This window comes from Aeromonas australiensis (assembly GCF_000819725.1).
In the GTDB taxonomy this organism is placed as follows: Bacteria; Pseudomonadota; Gammaproteobacteria; order Enterobacterales; family Aeromonadaceae; genus Aeromonas; species Aeromonas australiensis.
Genome location: NZ_CDDH01000057.1, coordinates 70,370 through 94,901, shown reverse-complemented (window position 1 = coordinate 94,901; position 24,532 = coordinate 70,370). Strand labels below are relative to the sequence as shown.

The following is a 24,532-nucleotide window of genomic DNA, read 5'->3' as shown; positions in this document are numbered from 1 at the left end:
CACCCGCCCCCTAATTGGCGCTGAGCAGGGGCTGCTCAACCCCGGCAGTAAAGGTCATTTGGCTATCAATTTTTCCATAGGCACTGGATGTGGTGGCCTCGGCATAACGACAGGCGGGCGTTACATTTTGGCTACTGGCTTCAAATTTTCGCTTGCACACGCTCTCTGCATTGACGGTCAGCGTGGTGGTGGGTATTGCAGTGCCAATGGCTGCTGAGGTTCCTATTGCCTGTGTCGCAATTTGTGATGAGAGATTTACATTACCTAATGCGGTAGCCAAGGTACCTTCAACCTCATGCTCTGCTCGTTGCAAGCTGGCTCCCGAACCGGCCATTTTCAGGCTCATCCCGCTCGATTGCATGACCACCACCGCAATCAAGGTAAGTGGAACCAAAATAACCAGCGCAACAATAAGCGCAACGCCACGGCTTTGCTGAAGTATTATCATGTTCCACCCCGGGTCACTATTTGCGGGTTACGCAATGCAATACTGCTTTCCAACAACAGGCGACGATAGCCATCGCCGTTACCTTTTATCGGGGGCAGATTGCCAAGTTGATAGGTATTATTATTTTTGTAACGTGCAGACACTTTCGCTGCTCTGATCAATAAAAACAACCGAACTCCCAATACCCGGCCTTCATTCCAGCTTTGCGCTGTCATCTGATCTGCAGAAAGATATCGGTCGATACGCCCATCAGGGATCACAGAATCATCGACCCCGAACATCAGGACCATATGCTCTACCCCTTCGGCCATGGCTCCGCCAATCAGGGAAGAACCACCATCAGCTGTCAGGTAGCGTTTGCGCAGAACCGGAACACCATTATCTTGTGACAGGTAATAGATATAGTGCTGATATTCCCAAAGCTGGCTTTCATTATTTGACCCAAAGATAGGTCTGGTTTCACTACCCTTGAGAACTCGTGCCTCCTGGCTATTGGCCGCCATATAAAAGCGGTTTGCATCCAATCCCTCTGATGCTGGTATAGGACGCCCCACCAATCGTTTGATACTGATTACATCACTATTTTCCACCCGATCCGCAGTAGGAATACACGTGAACCCGGCTAGGGCTTTGGTGGCTGATACCCGGCTCACCCACAGCCCCCTGGCAGGTGCAGCATTGGATGGCAAGCTTCCGACCGAACGCTCATCCAGACAATCGCTGCTTGCCGGAACCAGGCTGCCAGCACTGAGGGAAAGAGAGGGGCCAACCTGCATCGGCTGGCCGGTGTAGGCCCCAAAAAAACCGGCCCACTTTATGTCGTGGCTAATCAGTCTAATAGCCAATCGACCATTTTCCTGTAATTCGCTTTGATCAAAGGCATCTTCAGAGCTGGAGCGAGATATTACAAAGACCGAAAAAACTCCCGCCAATAAGAACAGTCCCATCGTCATGGAGATAAGCCATTCAACCAGAGTAAATCCATGAGATTTCATAAGGTTGTCGTCAAAATAAACTGACGCCTCGCTGCATCGCTTGTTTTAGATAACTTACATTCGTTGATCAGCGTCACTGCCGCCGCAGCAGCCCCCCCATCAGATATCTCCTGTTTGCCTGCCCAAAAAATCCCGACCGCCAGCACATTATTGGCCCGCCGCACCACGCAGCCTATCGGTGAATTCAAGGAAGATGCCGCCCCCGAAACACTGGCCCCAAGCAGGGCTTGTTGCCAGTAGTGAAGGTCGGCATTACGTAAATCTGCAGCACTGCACGCACTGATTGTGCCATCTGCAGCGGCGCATGTCGGTCGAGTTAAATTAGAGGCAAGACCTACCGCTGCAGAGCTTTCTTCACTCCAGCTGTCCCTGTTGATCCGCACCCGCTCGACCATATCGTTAGCCAGCCAGCTGGCGATGGTACGCTGGCGAGCTTCATAACTGGCAAATTTGGAGTGGGTTTGCAACGCAACCAGACCGAGCAGCCCCAGTGACAGGATCACAGCAGTAATCATCACTTCTAATAGGCTAAATCCGGCAGATGAAATAATCGATGATTTCATATTCACTCCCAACACCCATCAACTTTATTACCAACCTTATCTTCGGCATCTTTTTCTTTTTGCTTATTTCCTTGATTAATCATTAATTTAAAACAGCGACTATCAGCCTCCTGAGCTCCCGAGGCGGTTGCTGTCAAAGTAAAGTTAGGGCTAGGGACTCCTGCGGAAATACTAATCTCTAAGCTATAACGGGCATCGGGCTCAAGCACGATACCTAAGTCGGTAATCGACGAAGCGTACTGATTGAAATCCATAAAATAGGTTTCTTGCCGATTGGCGGCATCCAGCAGCATTTTTTTGGCTTCTATACGGTGACTACTCAGCACATATTGCTGATAAGAGGGGTAAGCGATGGTGCCGAGGATCGCCACGATGGCGACGACAATCATCAGCTCAATAAGAGAAAAGCCACGAAAGTATCCAATCATATCCCATCCTTGGTGACAGACTGCTTCATAAGTTTAACGCCGAGCCTGTCTCTAGAACAAACCCGGCGTCATTATCAACACACTTTATTCTTAAGCCTTGCTGGCTGCACTCAAATTATTCTAAGTTCGGGAGGAACCTCAAAGACTACGTTCTCTTCGCGACCAGGATGCTCGGCGACCACCTTGCCTCCCAGCTCGCGCAGGCGGGCAATCACGTTCTGTACCAATATATCCGGTGCAGAGGCGCCAGCCGTCACACCGATGGCCTTGACACCCTCCAGCCAGTCGGACTCGATCATGGAAGCATCATCAATCAAATAGCCTCTGGTCCCCACCTTCTCGGCCAGCTCCCGCAGCCGGTTGGAGTTGGAGGAGTTACGCGACCCCACCACCAGCATCACATCCACCAGCCCAGCCATCTCCCGTACCGCATCCTGACGGTTCTGGGTGGCATAGCAGATGTCATCCTTGCGCGGCCCCTGGATCTTGGGGAAGTGCTTGCGCAGCGCATCGATCACGTCAGAGGTCTCATCCACGCTCAGGGTAGTCTGGGTGACGAAGCAGAGGTCGTCCGGGTTTTTCACCTTGAGCTTGGCCACATCTTCCGGCGTTTCTACCAGATACATGCCCCCTTCACGGTTTTCGTACTGCCCCATGGTGCCGATCACCTCGGGGTGACCGGCGTGACCGATAAGCACCGCCTCGGAGCCCTTGCGGCTGGCGCGATGCACCTCCATGTGCACCTTGGTCACCAGCGGACAGGTGGCATCGAATACCTTGAGGGCGCGGGATTTGGCCATCTCGCGCACCGTCTTGGCCACACCGTGGGCAGAGAAGATGACGATGCTGTCGTCCGGCACCTCGTCCAGCTCCTCGACGAAGACAGCGCCTGCCTCTTTCAGCTTGTTCACCACATAGCGGTTGTGCACCACTTCGTGACGGACATAGATGGGGGCACCAAACTTCTCCAGCGCGCTCTCGACAATGCTGATGGCACGGTCCACGCCAGCACAAAAACCACGAGGGTTAGCGAGCAGAATATCCATTAATGCACCTTCTCCTCATCATCAACCCCCAGGATCTCCACCTCGAAGGTGACGGTATGACCGGCCAGCGGATGGTTAAAATCGACCGTCACCGACATCCCGGCTACCGCCCGGATGATGCCCGGCAGCTCGCTGCCATTGGGCTGGTCGAACAGGATAATGGTGCCGACTTTGGGCTCCACTTCTGCACCAAACTTGGCACGGTCGAGATGGTAGATATTGTCGGGGTTGGAGAGGCCAAAGGCCTCTTCCGGCGCCAGGGTAAAGCTCTTGCTCTCCCCTTCACAAAGCCCCAGCAGGCACTGCTCGAAGGTGGGGGTCAGACTGCCATCTCCCATCCGCAGCCGAGCAGGCTTGCCCTGCAACGCAGTACTGTCGGCGACCGACCCATCTTCCAGCTTGATGGTGAAGTGGAACAGCACACTGCTGTCTGCAGTGATCGCTTGGCTCATGACCCCTCCTTCTGTTTGTCGGAGCGAAAGCCTTCCAGCACGATCATGGCTGCGCCGATAAAGATAAAGCTGTCGGCCAGATTGAACGCCGGCCAGTGGGCTCGCCCCCAATAAAAGTCGAGGAAGTCGACCACATGGCCGAGCACCAACCGGTCAAACACGTTGCCAAGGGCGCCGCCGATGATGAGCGAATAGGCGATACCACTCCAACGCTCGGTCACCGACTGCTTGCGCAGCCAGTGGATCAGTAATCCACAGATGGCAAACGCCAGCACCGCGAAGAACCAGCGCTGCCAGCCCCCCTGATCAGCCAGGAAGCTGAATGCGGCGCCCTTGTTGTAGACGTGAACCAGATTAAAGAAGGGGGTGATCTCCACCCCCGGGTAACCAAATGGCAGCAACTCGACCACGGCGAGCTTGCTCGCCTGGTCCAGTACAAAGGCCAGCACTGCCAGCCACAGCCAACGCAGGCCGCTTTTATGTTGAGTCATGTTCATCAGGCAAATTGACGTGTTTCGCCGTCACCCTCGACGTTGGTGACACAGCGGCCACAGATCTCTTCATGACCCGCGATGGTGCCCACATCTTCCACATGGTGCCAGCAGCGGTCGCACTTGGCGGCAGCAGATTGGGCCACGCAGAGCCACAGGTCGTCACGCTCGGTCGCCACGGCATCTGCCGGTGCAGTGTCAGTGACGACCACTTTGGCTTTGGAGGTGAGCAGCACGAAGCGCAGTTCATCGGCCAGGGCATTCAGGCGCGCAGCCAGCTCCGGCTTGGCGAACAGGGTCAGCTCGGCCTGCAGGGAGCCGCCGATCCGCTTCTCGCCACGGGCCACTTCCAGCGCCTTGTTCACTTCGCCGCGTACAGCAAGGATCTCGGCCCAGAACTCGTCGTTCAGCACTTCGCCCGCTTCAAGACCAAACAGACCGTCGTACCACTCTTCGGTGAAGACGAACTCGCCACGCTCGCCCGGCAGCAGCGCCCAGATTTCATCAGCGGTGAAGCTCATGATCGGCGCCATCCAGCGCACCATGGCCTCGGCGATGTGATAGAGGGCGGTCTGGCAGGAGCGACGGGCCAGGCTGTCAGCCTTGGCGGTGTACTGGCGATCCTTGATGACGTCCAGATAGAAGGAGCCCATCTCGATGGAGCAGAACTGCATCAGCTTCTGAGTTACGCCGTGGAAGTTGTACTCGTCAAATGCCGCCATGATCTCGGCCTGTACCGCTTTGGCACGACCCACAGCCCAGCGATCCACCACCACCATGTCGGCAGGGGCCACCATGTCGGTCGCCGGATTGAAGCCGTTCAGGTTGGCCAGCAGGAAGCGGGCAGTGTTGCGAATACGACGATAAGCATCGGCAGAACGCTTGAGGATCTCGTCGGAGACGGTCATCTCGCCGGTGTAGTCAGTGCTCGCTACCCACAGACGCAGGATGTCGGCACCCAGCTTGTTCATTACGTCTTGCGGGCTTACCACGTTGCCGATGGACTTGGACATCTTGCGACCCTGACCATCCACGGTGAAGCCGTGAGTCAGCACCTGGTTGTAGGGAGCCTTGTCTTTCATGGCCACACCGATCATCAGGGAGGACATGAACCAGCCACGGTGCTGGTCAGAGCCTTCCAGATACATGTCGGCCGGCTTGCCGTTGAACTCGGGACGGGCATCAACCACGGAGGCGTGGGTAGAACCGGAGTCAAACCAGACGTCCAGGGTGTCAGGCACCTTGTCGTACATGTCGGCATCGGCACCCAGCAGCTCCGCCTTGTCCAGATCCCACCAGGCCTGAATGCCGGACTGCTCGACCCGCTTGGCCACCTCTTCCATCAGGCGTACAGATTCCGGGTGCAGCTGCTGGGTCTCTTTATGGACGAACAGGGAGATGGGCACACCCCAGGTGCGCTGACGGGATATACACCAGTCAGGACGGTTCTCGACCATCGCCTGGATACGGTTTTTACCCCAGGCAGGTACCCAGCCGCTCTGGCCTTGCTGTTTGATACCGTCTTGCTCGATGCGCTCGATCTCTTCCAGCGCGCGTTTGCGCAGACCCTTCTGCTCCATGCTGATAAACCACTGGGGGGTAGCACGGAAGATGATCGGGGTCTTGTGACGCCAGCAGTGCGGGTAGGAGTGGTTGAACACCTTGTGATGCAGCAGAGCGCCGCGCTCGGTCAGCACCTCGATCACGGAGGCATTGGCTTTGAACACATGCTGACCGGCAAACAGTTCGGTATCCGGCAGATAGACGCCGTTGCTGCCAACCGGGTTGGCCACTTCCAGACCGTACTTCTGACCGACCACGAAGTCTTCCTGACCGTGGCCAGGCGCAGTGTGGACGGCACCGGTACCGGCATCCAAAGTAACGTGATCACCCAGTACCACCGGCACATCGAAGCTGTAGAAGGGGTGGTTGAAGCGCAGCAGCTCGAGCGCGGCGCCCTTGGCGTAGCCCAGATTGTGGAACTTTTCGATACCGGCGCGATCCATCACATCCTTGACCAGCTCGGCGGCCAGGATCAGACGCTCGGGATGCTCACCTTCAACCTGCACCAGTGCGTAGTCCAGATCAGCGTGCATGGCGATGGCGCGGTTAGCAGGCAGGGTCCACGGGGTGGTGGTCCAGATCACCGCAGAGATCGGGCCTTTACCGGGGTGGCCTTCGGCGCAGTCAAACTTGGCAACAACGCCCACCTCGTCGACAGCCTTGAAGCGCACATCGATGGAGGGGGAGTTCTTGTCGTAGTACTCAACTTCGGCTTCAGCCAGCGCTGAGCCGCAATCGGTACACCAGTGCACCGGCTTGGAGCCTTTGTGCAGGTGACCGTTTTCAACGATCTTGGCCATGGAGCGGATGATGTTGGCTTCGGTGCCAAAATCCATGGTCAGGTAGGGGTGTTCCCAGTCGCCCAGCACACCCAGACGGATGAAGTCGGTCTTCTGCGCTTCGATCTGGGTCTTGGCGTATTTGCGGCACTCGGCGCGGAATTCGGCAGCGGAAACCTTCTCGCCCGGCTTGCCGACCATGCCTTCCACTTTCAGTTCGATAGGCAGACCGTGGCAATCCCAACCCGGCACATAGGGGGAATCGAAACCGGAGAGGCCCTTGGACTTGATGATGATGTCTTTGAGGATCTTGTTGACCGAGTGACCGATGTGAATGTTGCCGTTCGCATAGGGGGGGCCATCATGCAGAATGAAAGAAGGCTTGCCCGCTTTGGCGCGGCGAATAGCGCCGTAGAGATCCTGATCGTACCAACGTTTCAGCATGTTGGGTTCGCGCTTGGCCAGATCGCCACGCATCGGAAACTCGGTTTCCGGAAGATTCAGGGTGTGTTTATAGTCGCTCATCAGTCCTGGGTTCCCTTCTTTGCTAAAAGAGTGCTGGGTAAATGAAATTGTGGCAGCCCGAACCAGGCTCGGGCCGCCAGGGCATCTCGTTCGATCTGCTCTTTCAAGGCGGTGAAAGAGGCAAACTTCTGCTCTTCGCGCAGCTTGTGGCGAAGCAGCACCTTGACCTGCTGACCGTATAGATCACCAGAAAAATCAAAAAGATGTACTTCCAATCTGGCTTGTGTACCGCTCAAGGTCGGCCGTACACCCACATTGGCTACACCGGGGAAAGTCTTGCCGGAACATATCACTTCCACCGCAAACACGCCACCGACCGGGATCACCTGACGCTTGAGGGCCAGATTGGCGGTGGGAAAACCTATGGTGCGCCCCAGCTTGTCACCGTGAGCCACCCGGCCGCTGATGGTATAGGGGCGGCCGAGCATCAGCTCCACTTCCGCCATCCGGCCCGCCTTGAGGGCTTCACGCACTAGTGTGCTGCTGACTCGCTGCCGTGCGAGCTGGAAGCTCTGGGTACTGATCACCTCGAAGCCGAAGCGGCGGCCCGCCTCTTCCAGCAGATGGAAGTCCCCTTCCCGCCCCTTTCCGAAGCGAAAATCGTCGCCGACCACCAGATAGCGCACCCCGAGCTTCTCCACCAGCAACTGCTCGATAAACTCAGTCGCGGCCTGGTTGGCAAAACGGCGGCTGAAGCGCACGCAGAGCATGCGATCGATATGCAGCCCCTGCAGCGCTTCGTACTTTTCCCGCAACCGGCTCAGCCGGGCAGGCGCTGCCGTGCCGGCAAACAGCTCCAGCGGCTGCGGCTCAAACAGCATGACGCAGGCGGGCAATCCCAGCTGGGCCGCTTTCTCCTTGAGACGTGCCAATACCGCATGGTGACCCTGATGAACCCCATCAAAGTTGCCAATGGTTAATACACATCCCCGGTGACGGGGCTTGAGATTGTGAATGCCGCGAATAAGCTCCATCAGTGCCTTGTGCGTTGCTGCCATGGAAATCGGCGGATTATATATCAGGCAGCAGGCAGGGTCAGCCCTCATAGCCTGATTTCAACTATCCGGGCCCAAGCCCGCCATCTACGGCGCCATGAGGCACTATCCCCATGGCGCCGCAGGATCACGGCTACTGCTGCCCCGATTTAAGGTGACGCGGCCGAATGCCCAGCAGCAGCAACACCACGGCATAGACCGCAGCCCCCAGCGACAGCAGCATGGTCAGCTGCAGACTGGCCTTGCCCATGCTCCATGCGCCCCACTGGGCCAGATCCGGCGACAGGTAGGCGAGCACGCCCCCCATCAGCACGCTGGCGACCAGCAGCTTGAGGCAGAACACGCCGGTATGGCGGGAGGGACGATAGACGCTCTGCTGGTACAGCCCCTTGAACAGCAAGGCAGCATTCAGAGTGCCCGAGCAGGCGGTCGAGAGCGCCAGCCCCACATAACCGAGCGGGTAGATGAAGATAAGGTTGCAGACCATATTGGCAATCATCGCCATCACCCCGATCCGTACCGGCGTCTTGGTATCCTGACGGGCGTAGTAACCGGGCGCCAGCACCTTGATCAGCATCAGGGAGAGCAGACCGGTAGTGGAGGCCAACAAACTGGCACTGGACATGCTCACCTCATGCAGGCCAAATTCGCCGCGCATAAACAGCACCCGCAGAATCGGCTCGCGCATGACCGCAATGCCGATCATGGCGGGCAGGCCGAGCAGCATCACCATCCGCACCCCCCAATCCATGGTGCGGGAGAAGTCGGCCGGATCGGCATCCACATGCTTCTTTGCCAGGGCAGGCAGGATCACAGTACTGATGGCCACCGCAAAGAGGCCGAGGGGGAACTCCAGCAGGCGATCCGAGTAGTAGAGGTAACTGATGGCACCGGTCGCCAGGAAGGAGGCCAGCATGGTGTTGACCAGCAGGTTGATCTGGCTGACCGAGACCCCGAACAGGGCGGGGATCATCAGGGTGCGGATCTTCACCACCCCGGGGTGATGCCATCCCCACTTCGGCCACACCAGCATGTTGATTTGGCGTAAAAACGGGAACTGGAACAAAAACTGTACCAAACCACCCAAAAAAACACCTATCGCCAGCGCAATCTCGGGATTGTCCATCAGCGGTGCAATCCACCAGGCCGCTGCAATCATGGTGATGTTGAGAAACACCGGCGTGAACGACGAGACCGCAAAGCGGCCGAAGGTGTTGAGAATAGCCCCCGCCATGGCGGTAAAGGTGATAAACCAGAGGTAGGGGAAGGTGATCTTGAGCATCAGACTGGCGAGCTCGAACTTCTCGGCCGCAGGGCCGCCGTGCAGCCAATCCCAGAACCAGCCCCAGCCAAACAGCGCGGTCAGCACACCCGAACCGAGCACACCAAGCAGGGTGACCACAGTCACTATGCCCCCCAGCGTGCCCGCCACTGCAGCCAACAATTCACGCACCTCCCCCTCGTCACCATTTTTCTTGTACTCCGTCATCACGGGAACAAAGGCCTGGTTGAAGGCACCTTCGGCGAACAGACGACGCAGAAAGTTGGGAATGCGATTGGCAAAAAAGAAGACGTCGGCGGCCACCCCGGCACCGAGCAGATTGGCGATGACCACATCGCGAACCAAGCCCATTACACGGGATGCCAGCGTCATTCCGGACACTATCATGCCGGATTTGATCAATTTCTTACTCAAGACGAGGCCTCTGGAACTGTCAGAATGAAAAGAATGCTGCTAGAATCGGCCGACAGTTTAACCGTCTCCCTACTGACACACCACCGGGAGGCGGTGTTTATTTGCACAAATCATTTGACATTATGTGGTTGGAAGGGCATATTTCCGGGCCTTTTCAATACACTCGCTAAGACAGTTTTAGGAGTTTTACCTTGGCTAACATCAAATCTGCTAAGAAGCGCGCTCTTCAGTCAGAAAAACGCCGTCAGCACAACGCCAGCCGTCGTTCCATGACCCGTACCTACCTGAAGAAAGTCATCGCTGCTATCGCCTCTGGCGACAAAGCTGCTGCGACTGCCGCTTTCGCTGTTGCTCAGCCGATCATGGATCGTATGGCGACCAAAGGCCTGATCCACAAGAACAAAGCTGCTCGTCACAAGAGCCGCCTGTCTGCCCAGATCAAAGCTATGGCTTAATCAGCATCTGCTGATAAAAGCTGAAAAAACCGGCCTTAGTGCCGGTTTTTTATTTGTCTGCGCTGCAATAAAGTCGATGCAGCAAACTGATCACCTCACGCACCTCATGGCTGCGCAGCGAATAGTAGACCGTCTGTGCCTCTTTGCGCGTCGCCACCAGCTCATCCCGCCGCAACAGCGCCAGATGCTGTGATAAGGCCGACTGACTCAAACCCAACTGCTCGTTAAGCTCCCCCACCGACAACTCCCGCTCCAGCAGATGGCACAGGATAAAGAGTCGCCGCTCGTTGGCCAACGCCTTGAGCAGTGCTACAGCCCGATTCGCATTGGCTGCCATCTCTTCAAGTTGCATCACATCTCTCCTCTGCCACTTATCGTCGATGATACGTGGTGACGGGCCGTTTTAAAACGACAGGGTGGTCGGTTGGATCGCAGAGAAGTTCTCTTCCCCGGCAAAAAGGAAAGTAAAGTCACTCTCACAGACCCGCTTCACCGCCGGATGCTGGATCATTCGCTCGGCGAAAATAACGTAATACTCCTCCATCAGCTCCTGGGTCTCCCCAAGCAACATGACATCCTCTCCTTCAAGGAGCTCCTCACGATAGATGGTCGGAGCCATGAAAATCCCCTGATTAAAAAAGCCAAACGCCTTCATCAGGGCGGCATCATCGAACTCGCCAAGAATACTGGGGGATACCCCCTGCTGCTCGAACCATTGGGTCAGCTGACGCCCCATAGCGGTACGGCGACCAGGGATTAACAACTTGCGCTCCTCCAGACAAGCAGGAAAAGGCTTTTCAGGCAGCGGTGCCTTGCAGAAAAAACTGACACCACAACCGCCCAGCCGTTTCGAGAGCAAGCCAGCATGTTGGCTGGAGTCCACCGGGCAGTCGGAGAGGATCATATCGAGCTTGTGCTCGCTCAACTGCTCCAGCAGCAGCTCGTGAGTCGATTCGAAGCAACGCAGGTGGATGGAACCATCATTGGGGATAACGGAGAGCAGCACACGGCTGGCCAAGCGCTTGGAGAGCGCATCAGCGATACCGACGTCGAACAGGATCTGGCTCTCCTTACGGTAATTGACGATATCGAGCATCTCATAGGAGAGGCTGAACATCTTGTCAGCATAGCGAAACACCAGCTGACCCAGCTCGGTCGCCTCAAGGCTGCGCCCTTTGCGCTTGAGCAGCTTGCCACCGAGGCGCTGCTCAAGCAGCTTAATCTGACCGGTCACGGTTTGCGGGGTGAGAAAAAGGGCTTCCGCCGCTTGCGTGACGGAGCCCTTCTTCTGAGTCATCCAGAAATAGTAGAGATGGTTGTAGTTAAGGTGTGACATCCTGTGGGGTTCCCGCGGTACGCGGGCTCCGGTAGCAGCTAAGTTCAACCGCCAGAATGTCATACATGTCGCTGATCGAGTCAACCTTGTTTGCAGTGAAACGCTCTTGCAATCGCCCCTTGAGGTAGTTTTTATCAGGCATACGTTCACCGCAGTAGCGTTTATTGGACTGTTTGACCAGCTCGCCGGCACGGCTGCTCAATGCACGTTCGGAAAATGTTTCGCCGAACTTTGCCTTGGTCTGCTTGTCCCCCAACATAAACGCGCTATCAACAACCCCATTAAGATAGGCTGAACAAGGTTCGGAATAGGCATCCTGCTGGCAATCTTGCAAACTTGCCGCCAACAGAGACGGGCTTAGCAATATCACGAGCCATCCATATTTTTTCATAACCCCTCCGTACTTTGATCCCCTTCCCGATTGGGAAGCGACATCCGCAAGACGAGATAGCCAACTACGGCCGCCAGAGTGGATCCAACCAGGATGCCAAGGCGTGAGTAACTGCCATAATCGAGCCCACCATGCTCAAATGCCAGCGATGCGATAAACATCGACATAGTGAACCCGATACCACAGAGGATGCTGACCGCAAAAATCTGCTTGAAGTTGACGCCAGGAGGCAACTGGGCTACCCCCAACTTGACCGATAACCAGCTGATGGTAAACACCCCAAGCGGCTTGCCAACAAACAGACCAAGCATGATGCCAAGCGGAACCGGGCTAAACAGTGCTGAAAAACCGATACCATCAAGAGAAACGCCCGCATTCGCAAATGCAAAGAGTGGCAGGATCAAATAGGAGCTCCAGGGATGCAGTGCGTGTTCCAGATGCTTGAGTGGCGAGGCATAGCGTTTTCCTTTCAGCGGGATCATAAAACCTACCACCACACCGGCCAGAGTGGCATGGACGCCCGATTTGAGCACCGCGACCCAGAGCACCAGGCCAACCAGCATGTAGAGGCCGATCCTGTCCTCACCACGGCGATTCATCCAAAGCAGGGTGAGGGTCGCCAGAATACCTATTGCCAGCGCCTCCAGCGACAGCTGCTGGGTATAGAAGAGGGCGATGATGATGATGACCCCAAGGTCATCCATGATGGCCAGCGCCAGCAGGAATACCTTGAGACTAACTGGCACTCGCTTGCCGAGCAGAGCCATCACACCCAGGGCAAAAGCGATGTCCGTTGCCGCCGGAATCGCCCAGCCAGCACGCGCGACTTCGTCCGAATAGTTGAAGAAAGCGTAGATCAGCGCGGGAGCCAGCATGCCACCCACCGCCGCGATAGCCGGGAAGGTCGCCTGAACCCGGGTCGAGAGCGCCCCTTCCAGCATTTCACGCTTCACTTCCAGACCAACCAACAGGAAGAAGACAGCCATAAAGCCGTCATTGATCCAGAGCAGCAAGGGTTTGTGAATATCAAGGCTGGCAATACGCATCTGAACCGGGGTATCAAGAAAAGCCTGATAAAAAGAAGCAAGATTGCTGTTGGCCAGCACCATCGCCAACATGGCAGCAATGATCAGGATGATGCCACCGGCACTCTCCATCTTCAGAAATTTCTTAATGGTTTCGCTCATATAAAACCGTCCTGTTGCGATCAAGGGAAGCAGTCTAAGACAGCCATCAGCATAGTGGAAAATCGTTTCTTACGACCAAAAACATCGGTAAAACCGAATAATAAAGCCAAAAACTCTACTCTTTTCGATATCAATAGTGCTCGCTATAAGTGTAGTACGAACAATAAAGGCGCCAATGGGCGCCTTTATTGTTCATATCATTGCACTTAAATTGCAACAGGCGCTTTGATACCCGGGTGGGGATCGTAGCCAAGGATCTCGAAATCCTCGAACTTGTAGTCGAAGATGGTGTCGGGCTTGCGCTTGATCACCAGGGTCGGCAACGGACGCGGCTCGCGGGAGAGCTGCAGCGCAGTCTGCTCCATGTGGTTGGCGTAGAGATGCACATCACCGCCAGTCCAGACGAAGTCACCCACTTCCAGATTGCACTGCTGGGCCATCATATGGGTCAGCAGGGCGTAGCTGGCGATGTTGAACGGCAGGCCGAGGAAGACATCACAGCTGCGCTGGTAGAGCTGGCAGGAGAGCTTGCCGTCCGCCACATAGAACTGGAAGAAGGCGTGACAGGGAGCCAGCGCCATCTTGTCCAGCTCACCCACGTTCCAGGCGGAGACGATGATGCGGCGCGAATCCGGGTTGTGCTTGATGTCATCCACAGCCTTCTGGATCTGGTCGATGACAGACCCGTCGGCCGCAGGCCATGAGCGCCACTGAGCACCGTAAACCGGCCCCAGATCGCCATTTTCGTCGGCCCACTCATCCCAGATGCTGACGCCATTTTCCTTCAGATAAGCGGTATTGGTATCGCCATTGAGGAACCAGAGCAGCTCGTGAATGATAGAGCGCAGGTGGCACTTCTTGGTGGTCACCAGCGGGAAACCTTCCGCCAGATTGAAGCGCATCTGATGGCCGAACAGGGAGACGGTACCAGTGCCGGTACGGTCTGACTTGACGGTGCCCTCATCGAGGATCTTCTGCATCAGGTCGAGATAAGCTCGCATTATTTCGCCTCCTTCACGGCATTACCGAACAACTGCGGGCGCTTGTAGGCGGCCCAGATCATCAGGGCACCGGCGATAATCATCGGGGTGGAGAGGATCTGGCCCATGCTGATCTCCTGAAAGTAAAGACCAAGCTGGCTGTCCGGCTGGCGCACAAACTCCACCAGGAAACGGAACAGGCCGTAGAACAGCAGGAACATGCCAGAGATGGCGCCGCGCGGCGGATTCTTGCGCCAGAACAGGTTGAGGATGATGAACAGCACCACCCCTTCCAGTGCGAACTGGTAGAGCTGGGAGGGATGACGCGGCTCGGGGCCAGCCTCCGGGAAGATGATGGCCCAGGGCACATCGGTGACCCGGCCCCACAACTCGCCGTTGAGGAAGTTGCCGATCCGGCCGACACCGAGACCAAACGGAATGAGCGGTGCCACAAAGTCAGCCACGGTGAAGAAGTGGCGCTTGGTCTTGTGGGCAAACCAGATCATCGCGGTGATCACCCCGATCAGGCCACCGTGGAACGACATGCCGCCGGTCCAGATTTTGAACAGGTAGGTGGGATCTGCGAGGAAAAGATCGAAGTTGTAAAACAGCACGTAACCGACACGGCCACCGAGGATCACCCCGAGGAAGCCGTAAAACAGCAGATCCGACACCTCGTTGCGGGTCCAGCCGCTGTTTGGTGCATCGGCGCGACGGCCAGCCAGCCACATGGCAAACGCGAAACCAAACAGGTACATGAGACCATACCAGCGTACCGATAGTGGTCCCAAACTGAATGCTACGGGATCAATCTGCGAGAAAACCCAATATCCATCGTGCTGCATAAGCGGCCCCAGTCAAAATAAAAGCCGCATTTTCCGATCATTCGTTAGCAGGGACAAGGCATGATTATCAATCACTCTGTTTCGATTTATGCCCGACGCGCAGCAAGCCGCCCAAACCATGCTCCTCCAGATAGCGGGCAAACAGACCGCGCAGCACATGGGGATTTTCATGTTTCAGGCCATCGGCCAGCAAGGCAGTCAATTCATCCAGGGTGGATTGACGCAACACGTACTTGATCCGGGCAATGTTGTGAGTGTTCATACTGAAGCGGCGATAACCCATGGCAAGCAGCAACAGTACGCCGACCGGATCACCGGCCAGCTCGCCACACACCGACACCGGCTTCTGGTAGCGATGGGAGGCATCAACCAGCTGTTGCAGGGCGCGGATCACCGCAGGATGGAAGGCGTCGTAAATGTTGGCAACCCGGGAGTTGTTGCGATCCACCGCCAGCAGGTACTGGGTCAGGTCATTGCTACCCACCGACCAGAAGTCGATGAGCGGCGCCATCTCCGGCAAGATAAAGAGGGCTGAGGGCACCTCGATCATCACCCCGAGGCTCGGGTAGCGGATCACCGCATCGCGGCTCGCCGCCTCTTCCGACACTTCCCGCCACGCCTGATCCAGCAGACGACGGGAGGCCTTGATTTCGCTGACGCTGCTGATCATTGGCAGCATAATGGCCAGATTGTCCAGCCCTTCACTGGCCCGCAGCATCGCCTTGAGCTGCACCAGAAACAGTTCGGGGTGATCCAGGGTGATCCGGATCCCCCGCCAGCCAAGGAAGGGGTTTTCCTCGACGATAGGGAAATAGGGTAACGGCTTGTCGCCGCCCACATCCAGGGTCCGCATGCAGACCGGCCGGTTGCGGTAGGTCTCCAGAATACCGCGATAGCGGGCCGTCTGCTCCCACTCGGAGGGGAAGCTCTCCTGCAGCATAAAGGGGATCTCGGTGCGATAGAGACCCACCCCGTCCGCCAGCTGATTGAGAGAAATCTCGGTATCGGCACTGAGCCCGGCGTTGAGCAGCAGGGAGACCTTGGTACCGTCAGCCGTCTCGGATGGCTGGCTGTCGGCACTGCGCACCAGGGTATCGAGTGCCCGCTCTTCGCTCAGCAGCTGACGATACTCGGTCAGGATCACCTGATTGGGTTCGATAAAGAGATCGCCGCTGTAACCATCGACAACCAGCATGCGACCGCCGATGTCACCGAGCGGCAGATCGACCCCCATGATGGCGGCGACCCCCATGGCGCGGGCCAGAATGGCGGCGTGGGAGTTGGTTCCCCCCTTGAGCGAGACCACCCCGGTCAGATACTCGCGGGGCACTTCCGCCAAAATGGTAGCGGTCACCTCGTCGGCAACCAGCACCACCGGCTCGCCGATGGCGATATGTTCCGGTTCGTTTTGCACCAGTCGGCTGATCAGCCGCTGGGCAATATCCTTCACGTCGGTGGAGCGCTCCTGCAAGTAGGGATCCTTCATCCCCTTGAACTGCTCGATCAAACGATCGCTGATGATTTTGATCGCCGAGACCGCAGTCCAGTGCTCCTTGCTCACCTTGTTGCGAATGGGCTTGATGTAGCCGGGATCGCTGAGCAGATGGAGGTAGATATCGAAGATCGCCACCGAATCCTGGCTGTAGCTCTCGCGAAAACGCAGCGCCAGACTCTCCAGGTCGTGCCGCACTTCCTCAACCGCCAGCTCCAGCCGCGCCAGCTGGCTGGCATGATCTTCATCCTTGCGCGGGGTAATGGACGAGAGCGCCTTGCGGGGCCGCCACACCCAGGCCTTGGCCATGGCGATGCCACTGGCACCGGCAATACCGCGCAGCGGTTTGCTCCAGTCTGTCTTCTGCAACCACCCCTTGGCCTGCGCCTGAGCGATCCGCGCCGCCAGCTGGGCGGCCAGGGTGACCATGAAGGACTCTTCCCCCTCATCGAAGCGGCGACTCTCCTTCTGCTGCACCACCAGAATGCCAACCACCTGACGCTGATGCATGATGGGGGCGCCGAGGAAGGAGCGGAACGCCTCTTCGGCGACATCGGGCAAGAATTTGAAACTGGGGTGGGCGGGGGCATCAGCCAGGTTGATCAGCTCTTCCCGCTGACCGACCAGACCGACGATGCCCTGCTCGTAGGGCAGGGTCACCTTGCCAACCGCAGACGGGGCCAAGCCATCGGTAGCCGCCAAGCGATAGCGGCGCACCTCGGGTTCCGAGACATAGACAGAGCAGCAGTCCACTGCCATGGCGTGCCGGGTCTGGCTCACCAATGCCTGCAAGGCCTGCTCGAGGGTATTGGCCTCGGCCATGCTCTCGACGATACGTCTCAGTTCCGTTAACAACTAATCTGTGCTCCTTAGTTAGCGGGCGCGATTGCGCCGCCCATCCTTCTTGTTGACCTGCACTGCCGGCACTGGCATGGCCAGCGGGGCAAACTCTTTCATGACCCGGCGGTAAACCTCCCGCTTGAACGAGACAACCTGACGCACCGGGTACCAGAAGCTGACCCAACGCCAGTCGTCAAATTCGGGATGGCCATGACAGCCAAACTGGATCCGCGATTCCCTGCCCGGACCAAGTTGTAACAGGAACCATTTTTGCTTTTGGCCAATACAGACCGGTGAACTGTCCCAGCGGACAAGACGTTTGGGTAAACGGTACTTCAGCCAGTTGCGACTGGTCGCCAATATGGTCACATCGTCGGGCTTGAGGCCGATCTCCTCATACAGCTCGCGATACATGGCCTGCTCTGGCGTTTCACCATCATCAACCCCCCCCTGCGGAAACTGCCAGGAGTGCTGCCCATAGCGTTTAGCCCACAACACTTGTCCTTCACGGTTACAGATCACGATACCGACATTGGGACGAAATCCGTCGCCATCAATCACGTGATCACCTTATAAAGGCTGAATCTATAAGGAGATTGTTCCACATTCACTCCGTGGCAGCAAACAAGGAGTGAATCCCCTGTTTCATGAATAACTTTCAATTTCAAACCTACTTATAAACAAATCCAAGGATCCACTCCCTCAAGTTGCCCACCCAGACTGTGCATAAAGCTGTTAGTAAACGGGTATATACAGTACTTTTTGGCGATCAGCGAAAAGTGAGCCTCTGCTTCATTGCACAAGAGAAACTATAAAAAAACACTATTATACATATGGTTGAGTGTATAAGACTGGATCAAGATCCATGTCACTCCAAGTGCCAGATCCCAGATCAGGATTGTGAACAAGTTCAACTGCTCAAAGATCCACCTCGGTGAATTTATCCACAGGAGTGGCACAATATCTACCCCGTTTACCCTATGAAAATGGGGTCGCATTCACAATTTTTTGTAACATATCAGCGACTCCAGCCACTTTCATCCAGTTATCCAAGATTTCTGTGGATAACTGTGTGTAACATCATACACAAACCCTTGGACAACTATTTAGAGGTCAAACCAGAACCGGTTCACTGCTCGATAAAACATACAAAACCTTTTAAAATCATAACGATGAGATGATTAGCGCCAAATTATCTGCATTTGATCTTATCCACTCAGGATCGGTTATAAAAACAGCGATCCTGCTCAAGATCCTCCCCTGTTAGAATATGGCGAGCAAGATGGAGCCAACTATGCCAAGCAATCCCCAATCCGAGCAGGAGTTATTGAGCCGTGCCTATGCCATGGCCGGCTTCACGCTGGCGCAGCTGGCCGCCGAGACTGGTGTCGCGGTGCCCAACGATCTGCGCCGTGACAAGGGGTGGGTCGGTCAGTTGCTCGAGCTGCAACTGGGGGCCAGCGCGGGAAGCAAGCCGGAGCAGGACTTCCCGGAGCTGGGGATCGAACTCAAGACGATCCCCGTGGATCCTCAGGGCAAACCGCTGGAGACCACCTTCGTCTGTGTCGCCCCGCTGATCGGCGTCAGCGGCCAGCGCTGGGAGCAGTCAAACGTGCGCAACAAACTCTCCCGGGTACTCTGGATCCCGGTGGAAGGCAGTCGGGAGATCCCGGTTGGCGAACGGCGAGTCGGCATGCCGCTGATGTGGAGCCCGAATGAAGAGGAAGAACGGCTACTGCGTCAGGACTGGGAGGAGCTGATGGACATGATAGTGCTGGGGGAAGTGGAGCAGATCAGCGCGCGCCACGGCCAGGTGATGCAACTGCGGCCCAAGGCGGCCAACAACAAGGCGCTGACTCGCGCCATCGGCCGCGATGGTCAACCCATCATGACCCTGCCCCGCGGCTTCTATCTCAAGACTGACTTCACCCACAGTTTGCTGCAACGTTATTTTGCCTTGCCGACTTGATCTGCCTTATCAACATCTTTGTCATATGGTGGTATAAAAATAGACAGGAGCCATTTTTAACTCACAGACAAGGAGGCGTCATGCCACTGATCAAACAGTTTTTGAAGTCCAAGCCCGAGGTCAAGGTGACCTTTGCCGTAGAGAAAGAGGCGGCCGCAGGGGCAGAGCAGGTGATGCTGATCGGCGAATTCACCCAGTGGCAACCGGTCGAGCTGAAACGCATGAAGAGCGGCGAGTTCAAAGCCACCCTCAATCTGCCGACCGACGGCCCGGGATACTTCGAATATTGCTACCAGCTCATCACCCCGGCAGGGGAAACCCTCTACGAGAATGACTGGGCAGCGGATGACTATGTGCCAGGCCCCTTCGGGCGAGACAACTCGGTAGTTCGGGTCATCCAGTAACGGCTCCCAGATAGCCAATAGACGGATACAAAAAAGGCTCGCCATTGGCGAGCCTTTTCACTACCTGTCGAGCTATTTGCCGACATACCGACACCAATTCGAATCGAATTAGTTGAGCTTCTCTTTGATACGAGCAGCTTTACCGGACAGGTTGCGCAGGTAGTACAGTTTGGCGCGGCGAACATCACCACGACGCTTCAGTTCTACACTGTGGATCAGCGGAGAGTGAGTCTGGAATACACGCTCAACACCTTCGCCGTTGGAGATCTTGCGAACGGTGAAAGCAGAGTGCAGACCGCGGTTACGCTTGGCAATAACGATGCCTTCGAAAGCCTGCAGACGCTCTTTACCACCTTCTTTAACACGAACTTGAACACGTACAGTGTCGCCCTGGGCAAAAGCCGGGATGTCGGTACGCAGTTGCTCTTGTTCAAGCTGCTGAATAATCTTGCTCATTGTCTTTCCTTACCTAGGATAAACTGAAAACTCTACTAAACGCTGTCACGCACTTCGCGGACATACTCGGCAAGAAGTGATTCTTGCTCGTCAGTCAGAGCTAGGTTGTTAATAAGTTCCGGCCTTCTTTGCCAGGTTCGTCCGAGCGATTGCTTTAGACGCCAGCGCCTGATCACTTCGTGATTGCCGCTTGTTAGCGCCTCGGGCACCGCCAACCCATCCAACACCTCCGGCCGAGTATAGTGGGGATGATCCAGCAAGCCATCCGTGAAGGAGTCTTGCTCGGCACTCGCCTGATCGCCCAAAACCCCGGGGACCAGACGCGAAACCGCATCGATCAGGGTCATGGCAGGCAACTCGCCACCACTTAACACGTAATCCCCGATAGACCACTCTTCGTCGACTTCGGTTTGTATCACGCGTTCATCGATACCTTCGTATCGACCGGCGACCAGAATCAGTTTCTGATTTGTCGCCAACTCGGTTACGCCCGCTTGAGTCAGCTTGCGTCCCTGAGGAGAGAGATAGATGACTTTCGCCCCGTCTCCCGCCGCTTGCTTGGCTGCATGAATCGCGTCACGCAGCGGCTGAACCATCATTAACATGCCGGGCCCACCACCATAAGGACGATCATCGACCGTACGGTGTTTATCGTGGGTAAACTCCCGGGGGTTCCAGCACTCAATCTGCAGCAGGCCACTCTTGACGGCCCGACCCGTTACCCCGTGCTCGGTAATGGCTCGGAACATTTCAGGGAAGAGGCTAATGACCCCAATCCACATAAGAAACCTCCGGCACCCGTGTTAGCGCGGGAAACTAGAAACCAGGATCCCAATCAACTTCGATTGTTCGAGCAGTCAGATCAATATTCTTGATCACCTGCTCTTCCAGGAACGGAATCAACCGCTCCTTTGCACCAAAGGCATCTTTTACATTGGCCTCAACCACCAACACATCGTTGGAGCCGGTTTCCATCAATTCGGTCACCTTGCCCAGGTCGTACCCCTTGGTAGTCACTACGGTGCAACCAATCAGGTCACGCCAGTAGAACTCCCCTTCGGGCAACGCAGGCAACAGATCGGCGGGTACGCCAATCTCGACATTGGTCAATGCCAGGGCATCTTCGCGCACATCGATACCATCGAGTTTGCAAATCAGACCCTTGTTGTGACGCTTCCAGGCCGAAACCCGAATTTCACGCCACGCCCCGTTCTGATTGATCAGCCAGGGGTTGTAATCGAAAATCGCTTCGGCAACATCGGTGAAGGAGTTCACTTTAAGCCAGCCCTTGATGCCATAAACGGTACCCAGGGTGCCCAGAACTACAGGTTTTTCCACCTTAACTCCTTACCGTTTGGCTGATTAAGCAGCTTTTTTAGCGTCTTTGATCAGCTTGGCAACGCGGTCAGAAACAGCGGCACCAGTAGCAACCCAATGCTCGATACGAGCCAGGTCCAGGTTCAGCTTTTCAGCCTGACCAGAAGCAACCGGGTTGAAGAAACCAACGCGCTCGATGAAGCGACCGTCACGGGCGCAACGGCTGTCAGAAACTACTACCTGGTAGAACGGACGCTTTTTCGCGCCACCACGTTGTAAACGAATGGTTACCATATCGTCCTCATTAACATCTAATGAACAAGGCCCGCAAACACGCGGACCCTAGCTTAAAATAAGCCGCGTAATTCTACTTGGATTCGTAATAATTGCAACCAAGCCAGCCATTTTTTGCGCAGAGCGGCAATGAAAAGGGGCCTGCCGCTGCAGACCCCCCATCAACACACAGGCCGGATCAGAACGGGCCGCGACCGCCACCGAAACCGGGGGGCATCATGTTCTTCATCTGGCTCATCATCTTGCGCATGCCGCCCTTGCCGGACATTTTCTTCATCATGCGCTGCATCTCGGTGAACTGCTTGAGCAGCTTGTTCACGTCTTGAACCTGCATACCGGAGCCTGCAGCGATACGGCGTTTGCGGGAACCCTTGATGAGGTCAGGATGGGCACGCTCCTTGGGGGTCATGGAGCTGATGATCGCCTCCATCCGCACGGTGAGCTTGTCATCCATCTGATCTTTCACGTTATCCGGCAAACCGGACATGCCGGGCAGCTTGTCGAGCATCCCCATCATGCCGCCCATGTTGCGCATCTGGGCCAATTGCTCGCGGAAATCTTCCAGATCGAAGCCTTTGCCGCTCTTGACCTTGCTGGCCAGCTTGGCGGCTTTCTCTTTATCAACGTTGCGCTCCACCTCTTCGATAAGCGAGAGCACATCGCCCATGCCAAGAATCCGGGAAGCAAGACGATCCGGGTGGAACGGCTCCAGCGCATCGGTTTTTTCACCCATCCCGATAAACTTGACCGGCTTGCCGGTGATGTGGCGCACTGAAAGGGCGGCACCACCACGGGCGTCACCGTCTGCCTTGGTGAGGATCACGCCGGTGAGCGGCAGCGCTTCATTGAACGCCTTGGCGGTGTTGGCGGCATCCTGACCGGTCATGGCATCGACCACAAACAGGGTCTCAACCGGCTTGATGGTGGCATGCAGATCCTGGATCTCGGCCATCATCTCACTATCGACGTGCAGACGGCCGGCGGTATCGACGATCACCACGTCATAGAATTTCTTGCGCGCTTGATCGATGGCGGCGGTTGCGATATCGACAGGCTTTTGGCTGGCATCGCTCGGGAAAAAGTCGACCCCGATGTCGCTGGCCAGGGTCTCCAGCTGCTTGATCGCCGCAGGGCGATAGACGTCGGCACTGACCACCAGCACTTTCTTCTTGCTGCGCTCTTTGAGCAGCTTGGCCAGTTTACCGACCGTGGTGGTCTTACCGGCGCCCTGCAGACCCGCCATCAGGATGATCGCCGGCGGCTGGGCAGCCAAATTGAGCTGTTCGTTGGCCTCCCCCATCACGGTGACCAGTTCACCGTGCACAATTTTGATAAATGCCTGGCCCGGGCTCAGGGACTTGGCCACTTCCTGGCCGACTGCGCGTTCTTTAACCCGCGCCACAAAATCACGCACTACCGGCAGGGCGACATCTGCTTCGAGCAGCGCCATGCGGACTTCGCGCAGGGTTTCCTTGATATTGTCTTCGGTCAGGCGACCACGGCCACTGACATTGCGCAAGGTGCGCGAGAGTCGTTCAGTCAAATTCTCAAACATGACGGATTCCGGTTCTTGGCGTAATAAATTGGGGGCATTATAACCCAGAGCAGGCGCGAGGACGATTATTCACCGCACGACAGCAACAGGGACCATCTCCCTATATATGGGCAGATCGGACATTGCACAACTGGCGAGCACTTCTCGTGCAAGGTATACTGCCCCTCTTACCCTCAAAAGCTTGTGCAACAATGACCTGGTTATGATCGTCATCTCTGTTCTGGCCCTGGCGTTTTATCTGCTGGCCATTTTTGCCTCCCTGCATCTGCTACTGAGCGCCAAGCCGGTGGGACATCGCTCCCTGTTTGCCTGTATCGGATTGGCCTTGGTCGCCCACGCCAGCACGCTGGGCTCAGAGGTGTTGCAAAGCGCCGGCCAGAACCTGAGCATGCTCAACGTTGCCTCGTTGGTGAGTCTGATCATCAGTGGCTTCATGACCTGTGTCACCCGCCGCTTCAACGGCTGGATCCTGCTGCCGGTGGTCTACAGTTTTTCGGCCCTGCTACTGATAGCCAGCGCCCTGATCCCCGGTCGCTACATCACCCATCTGGAGGCTCATCCCCAACTGTTGCTGCACATCGGCCTCGCCCTGATGGCCTACTCGGTCTTGATGATCGCCTGTCTGTTTGCGTTGCAGCTTGCCTGTCTGGACAAGCAGCTTAAATCTCGAAAAATCAGCAGCCTGCCAGCCATGCCGCCGCTGATGACAGTGGAAAAACGACTGTTTCAGCTGATCTCTGCGGGGGTACTCCTGCTGACTTTCTCCATCGCCTCCGGCCTCTTCTTTCTTGAAGATATGTTCGCTCAGGGTAAATCCCACAAAGCTGTGCTCTCCATCCTGGCATGGTGTGTTTATGTGCTGCTGCTATGGGGCCATCACACTTATGGCTGGCGCGGCCGCAAAGTCATCACACTGAGTCTGATTGGCAGCTTTATCCTGACCCTGGCCTACTTTGGCAGCCGCTTCGTCAAAGAAGTGCTGTTAAGCTGACACCTATACTTTTTTAGCCATCCCATCCCGCAGGAGCCT

27 protein-coding genes are annotated in these 24,532 nt (G+C 56.3%); 4 read left to right on the top strand and 23 right to left on the bottom strand.

The annotated features are described in order from the left end of the window. Positions 1-10: 10 nt before the first annotated feature. The 10 genes from tppD to murJ all read right to left on the bottom strand — a co-directional run bounded on the left by tppD (position 11) and on the right by murJ (position 9,981). A complete protein-coding gene (gene tppD, locus BN1117_RS09350) occupies positions 11-448 on the bottom strand; it encodes a type IVa pilus pseudopilin TppD (RefSeq protein ID WP_040096784.1) in 438 nt (145 codons plus the stop codon). After that, entirely contained in the window at positions 445-1,443 is a 999-nt protein-coding gene (locus tag BN1117_RS09345; RefSeq protein ID WP_082032580.1) for a PilW family protein, read from the bottom strand. Before BN1117_RS09345 ends, tppD begins: the two co-directional genes overlap by 4 nt. Continuing rightward, complete coding sequence (gene pilV, locus BN1117_RS09340) at positions 1,440-2,006, bottom strand: type IV pilus modification protein PilV (RefSeq protein ID WP_040096780.1); 567 nt, start codon at positions 2,004-2,006, stop codon at positions 1,440-1,442. The genes BN1117_RS09345 and pilV overlap by 4 nt, the downstream gene beginning before the upstream one ends. Before the next feature lie 2 nt (positions 2,007-2,008). Next, the gene (locus tag BN1117_RS09335; RefSeq protein ID WP_082032579.1) at positions 2,009-2,434 is read right to left on the bottom strand and encodes a type IV pilin protein; all 426 of its coding nucleotides are present in this window, start codon (positions 2,432-2,434) and stop codon (positions 2,009-2,011) included. A gap of 110 nt (positions 2,435-2,544) precedes the next feature. Next, complete coding sequence (ispH, locus tag BN1117_RS09330; protein ID WP_040096779.1) at positions 2,545-3,480, bottom strand: 4-hydroxy-3-methylbut-2-enyl diphosphate reductase; 936 nt, start codon at positions 3,478-3,480, stop codon at positions 2,545-2,547. Then, entirely contained in the window at positions 3,480-3,932 is a 453-nt protein-coding gene (gene fkpB, locus BN1117_RS09325) for an FKBP-type peptidyl-prolyl cis-trans isomerase (RefSeq protein WP_040096777.1), read from the bottom strand. The genes ispH and fkpB overlap by 1 nt, the downstream gene beginning before the upstream one ends. Next, a complete protein-coding gene (lspA, locus tag BN1117_RS09320; protein WP_040096775.1) occupies positions 3,929-4,429 on the bottom strand; it encodes a signal peptidase II in 501 nt (166 codons plus the stop codon). Before lspA ends, fkpB begins: the two co-directional genes overlap by 4 nt. Next, entirely contained in the window at positions 4,429-7,290 is a 2,862-nt protein-coding gene (ileS, locus tag BN1117_RS09315) for an isoleucine--tRNA ligase (protein WP_040096773.1), read from the bottom strand. The genes lspA and ileS overlap by 1 nt, the downstream gene beginning before the upstream one ends. Then, on the bottom strand, positions 7,290-8,264 hold the full coding sequence (gene ribF, locus BN1117_RS09310) for a bifunctional riboflavin kinase/FAD synthetase (RefSeq protein ID WP_040096771.1): 975 nt from the start codon (positions 8,262-8,264) through the stop codon (positions 7,290-7,292). The genes ileS and ribF overlap by 1 nt, the downstream gene beginning before the upstream one ends. Positions 8,265-8,418: 154 nt before the next feature. Beyond that, complete coding sequence (gene murJ / locus BN1117_RS09305; RefSeq protein WP_040096769.1) at positions 8,419-9,981, bottom strand: murein biosynthesis integral membrane protein MurJ; 1,563 nt, start codon at positions 9,979-9,981, stop codon at positions 8,419-8,421. A 191-nt stretch (positions 9,982-10,172) separates the two neighbouring features. On the opposite strand from murJ, the gene rpsT reads away from it, so the two are divergent. Continuing rightward, positions 10,173-10,436, top strand: a complete 264-nt coding sequence (rpsT, locus tag BN1117_RS09300) for a 30S ribosomal protein S20 (RefSeq protein WP_005308808.1) — start codon at positions 10,173-10,175, stop codon at positions 10,434-10,436. A gap of 49 nt (positions 10,437-10,485) precedes the next feature. Here rpsT and BN1117_RS09295 read toward each other — a convergent pair whose 3' ends face one another. The 8 genes from BN1117_RS09295 to rppH form a co-directional block, all read right to left on the bottom strand. Beyond that, positions 10,486-10,788: an ArsR/SmtB family transcription factor gene (locus BN1117_RS09295; protein ID WP_040096768.1), complete on the bottom strand. Its 303-nt coding sequence runs from the start codon at positions 10,786-10,788 to the stop codon at positions 10,486-10,488. Between the two features lie 51 nt (positions 10,789-10,839). Beyond that, positions 10,840-11,772 (bottom strand): transcriptional activator NhaR, encoded by a 933-nt coding sequence (gene nhaR, locus BN1117_RS09290; protein WP_040096766.1) that lies wholly within the window; start codon positions 11,770-11,772, stop codon positions 10,840-10,842. Continuing rightward, positions 11,759-12,163 carry a hypothetical protein gene (locus tag BN1117_RS09285; protein ID WP_040096764.1) on the bottom strand — a complete coding sequence of 135 codons (405 nt, stop codon included), beginning with the start codon at positions 12,161-12,163 and terminating at the stop codon, positions 11,759-11,761. Before BN1117_RS09285 ends, nhaR begins: the two co-directional genes overlap by 14 nt. Further along, positions 12,160-13,350 carry a Na+/H+ antiporter NhaA gene (nhaA, locus tag BN1117_RS09280; protein ID WP_040096763.1) on the bottom strand — a complete coding sequence of 397 codons (1,191 nt, stop codon included), beginning with the start codon at positions 13,348-13,350 and terminating at the stop codon, positions 12,160-12,162. The genes BN1117_RS09285 and nhaA overlap by 4 nt, the downstream gene beginning before the upstream one ends. A gap of 206 nt (positions 13,351-13,556) precedes the next feature. Next, complete coding sequence (gene thyA / locus BN1117_RS09275; protein WP_040096761.1) at positions 13,557-14,351, bottom strand: thymidylate synthase; 795 nt, start codon at positions 14,349-14,351, stop codon at positions 13,557-13,559. Continuing rightward, positions 14,351-15,175 (bottom strand): prolipoprotein diacylglyceryl transferase, encoded by an 825-nt coding sequence (gene lgt / locus BN1117_RS09270; protein ID WP_031227775.1) that lies wholly within the window; start codon positions 15,173-15,175, stop codon positions 14,351-14,353. The genes thyA and lgt overlap by 1 nt, the downstream gene beginning before the upstream one ends. A gap of 67 nt (positions 15,176-15,242) precedes the next feature. Beyond that, on the bottom strand, positions 15,243-17,522 hold the full coding sequence (ptsP, locus tag BN1117_RS09265; RefSeq protein ID WP_040096760.1) for a phosphoenolpyruvate--protein phosphotransferase: 2,280 nt from the start codon (positions 17,520-17,522) through the stop codon (positions 15,243-15,245). A gap of 18 nt (positions 17,523-17,540) precedes the next feature. After that, positions 17,541-18,068, bottom strand: coding sequence for an RNA pyrophosphohydrolase (rppH, locus tag BN1117_RS09260; RefSeq protein ID WP_040096758.1), 528 nt, complete (start codon positions 18,066-18,068; stop codon positions 17,541-17,543). Positions 18,069-18,801: 733 nt separating this feature from the next. On the opposite strand from rppH, the gene mutH reads away from it, so the two are divergent. Further along, positions 18,802-19,476 carry a DNA mismatch repair endonuclease MutH gene (gene mutH, locus BN1117_RS09255; protein ID WP_040096756.1) on the top strand — a complete coding sequence of 225 codons (675 nt, stop codon included), beginning with the start codon at positions 18,802-18,804 and terminating at the stop codon, positions 19,474-19,476. 80 nt (positions 19,477-19,556) lie between these two features. Further along, positions 19,557-19,880: an isoamylase early set domain-containing protein gene (locus tag BN1117_RS09250; protein ID WP_005348910.1), complete on the top strand. Its 324-nt coding sequence runs from the start codon at positions 19,557-19,559 to the stop codon at positions 19,878-19,880. A gap of 108 nt (positions 19,881-19,988) precedes the next feature. Here the strand turns inward: BN1117_RS09250 and rplS are convergent, their stop codons facing one another. The 5 genes from rplS to ffh all read right to left on the bottom strand — a co-directional run bounded on the left by rplS (position 19,989) and on the right by ffh (position 23,502). Next, positions 19,989-20,336, bottom strand: coding sequence for a 50S ribosomal protein L19 (gene rplS / locus BN1117_RS09245; protein WP_005313505.1), 348 nt, complete (start codon positions 20,334-20,336; stop codon positions 19,989-19,991). 35 nt (positions 20,337-20,371) lie between these two features. Continuing rightward, a complete protein-coding gene (gene trmD, locus BN1117_RS09240) occupies positions 20,372-21,118 on the bottom strand; it encodes a tRNA (guanosine(37)-N1)-methyltransferase TrmD (RefSeq protein WP_040096755.1) in 747 nt (248 codons plus the stop codon). 34 nt (positions 21,119-21,152) lie between these two features. After that, positions 21,153-21,674: a ribosome maturation factor RimM gene (gene rimM, locus BN1117_RS09235; RefSeq protein ID WP_040096753.1), complete on the bottom strand. Its 522-nt coding sequence runs from the start codon at positions 21,672-21,674 to the stop codon at positions 21,153-21,155. Positions 21,675-21,698: 24 nt separating this feature from the next. Continuing rightward, a complete protein-coding gene (gene rpsP, locus BN1117_RS09230; RefSeq protein WP_040096752.1) occupies positions 21,699-21,947 on the bottom strand; it encodes a 30S ribosomal protein S16 in 249 nt (82 codons plus the stop codon). 178 nt (positions 21,948-22,125) lie between these two features. Beyond that, entirely contained in the window at positions 22,126-23,502 is a 1,377-nt protein-coding gene (gene ffh / locus BN1117_RS09225) for a signal recognition particle protein (RefSeq protein WP_005340391.1), read from the bottom strand. A gap of 202 nt (positions 23,503-23,704) precedes the next feature. Here ffh and BN1117_RS09220 point away from each other — a divergent pair, with 202 nt between their 5' ends. After that, on the top strand, positions 23,705-24,493 hold the full coding sequence (locus BN1117_RS09220; protein WP_040096750.1) for a cytochrome C assembly family protein: 789 nt from the start codon (positions 23,705-23,707) through the stop codon (positions 24,491-24,493). The last annotated feature ends 39 nt before the right edge of the window (positions 24,494-24,532 follow it).